Here is a 1,431-nt window from a genome sequence, read left to right as displayed (position 1 = left end):
CGACAATACCGACCTCTTTGATATCGAGGTCGCGAATATTCTCCAGAACGTATTCCAGGACCGGCTTCCCGGCGATCGGAACAAGCTGCTTCGGCATGGCGTAACTGATCGGGCGCAGGCGGGTTCCCGAACCGCCCGACAGTACAAGTGCCTTCATTGTGTTCCGCCCTTCAGCGCAATCACTGAAATTCCACGTCACTGTAGACCGGACCGCGCGGTACGCGCTTCTCGCAGAATGCCCACGACTTCGCAATCCCGGAGATGCGGCGCCCCCGCGGCGGGCCGGAGGATTCCAGCGAATGTGAGACGCCGCTTCCCGACGCGCGAGAAGGAGACTCCGTGGACGTGTCAGCGCAGTACGACGTCATCGTGGTGGGCGGTGGCCCGGCGGGCTCGACCGTGTCCACGCTGGTCCGCAAGAGGGGTCACCGGGTGCTCCAGTTGGAGAAGGAGACCTTCCCGCGCTACCAGATCGGTGAGTCCCTCCTCCCCGCCACCGTCCACGGCATCGCGCATCTCCTCGACGTCTCCGACGAGCTGAAGAAGGCCTCTTTCACGATCAAGCACGGCGGGACGTTCAAGTGGGGCGCCAACCCCGAGCCCTGGACGTTCGACTTCGCCGTCTCGCGCCGGATGCCCGGTGCGACGGGGTACGCCTACCAGGTCGAACGCATGAAGTTCGACAAGATCCTCCTCGACAACGCTCGCAAGCACGGGGTGGAGGTACGGGAGAACAGCGACGTCCTCGACGTGCTCAAGGCCGAGGACGGCCGGGTCCGGGGGGTGCGCTACCGGGACGCCGAGGGGCGTGAGCACGAGGTGAGCGCCCGCTTCGTCGTGGACGCCTCCGGCAACACCGGCGGGCTGTACAAGAAGTCCGGCTCCAAGCGCGAGTACTCGCCCTTCTTCCGCAACCTCGCCCTGTTCGGCTACTTCAACGGCGGCAAGCGGCTGCCCAAGCCGAACTCCGGGAACATCTTCACCTGCGCCTTCGAGCACGGCTGGTTCTGGTACATCCCCCTGACCCCCGACCTGACCAGCGTCGGCGCGGTGGTGAACCGGGACTCGGCGAGCCTGGTGCAGGGCGACCCCGAGAAGGCGATGGAGTCGTTCATCGCGGCCTGCCCGCTGATCGCGGAGAAGCTCTCCGAGGCCACCCGGGTGACCGAGGGCCCCTACGGCGAGCTGCGGGTCCGCAAGGACTGGTCGTACAGCAACACGAAGTTCTGGGCGCCGGGCATGGCCCTGATCGGGGACGCCGCGTGCTTCGTCGACCCGGTGTTCTCCTCCGGGGTCCACCTCGCCACCTACAGCGGGCTGCTGGCCGCGCGCTCGCTCAACTCCTGCCTGGACGGGACGGTCGACGAGACCACCGCGTTCGAGGAGTTCGAGGCGCGCTACCGGCTGGAGTACAGCCGCTTCTACGAGTTC

The 1,431-nt window shown here is 66.4% G+C and carries 2 protein-coding genes; one reads left to right on the top strand and one right to left on the bottom strand.

Features of this window, described 5'->3' with window-relative positions; genetic code table 11:
• On the bottom strand, positions 1-157 hold a 157-nt coding region (locus ACFV4P_RS35910), incomplete at its 3' end, for a sugar phosphate nucleotidyltransferase (RefSeq protein WP_380477685.1).
• 182 nt (positions 158-339) lie between these two features.
• On the opposite strand from ACFV4P_RS35910, the gene ACFV4P_RS35905 reads away from it, so the two are divergent.
• Positions 340-1,431 (top strand): tryptophan 7-halogenase (locus ACFV4P_RS35905; RefSeq protein WP_380477684.1); only part of this gene is annotated, 1,092 nt, incomplete at its 3' end.

Source organism: Kitasatospora sp. NPDC059795, from assembly GCF_042732175.1.
In the GTDB taxonomy this organism is placed as follows: domain Bacteria; phylum Actinomycetota; class Actinomycetes; order Streptomycetales; family Streptomycetaceae; genus Kitasatospora.
Note: the sequence above shows the minus strand (reverse complement) of the source record. Positions and strands in the feature narration are given on the sequence as shown.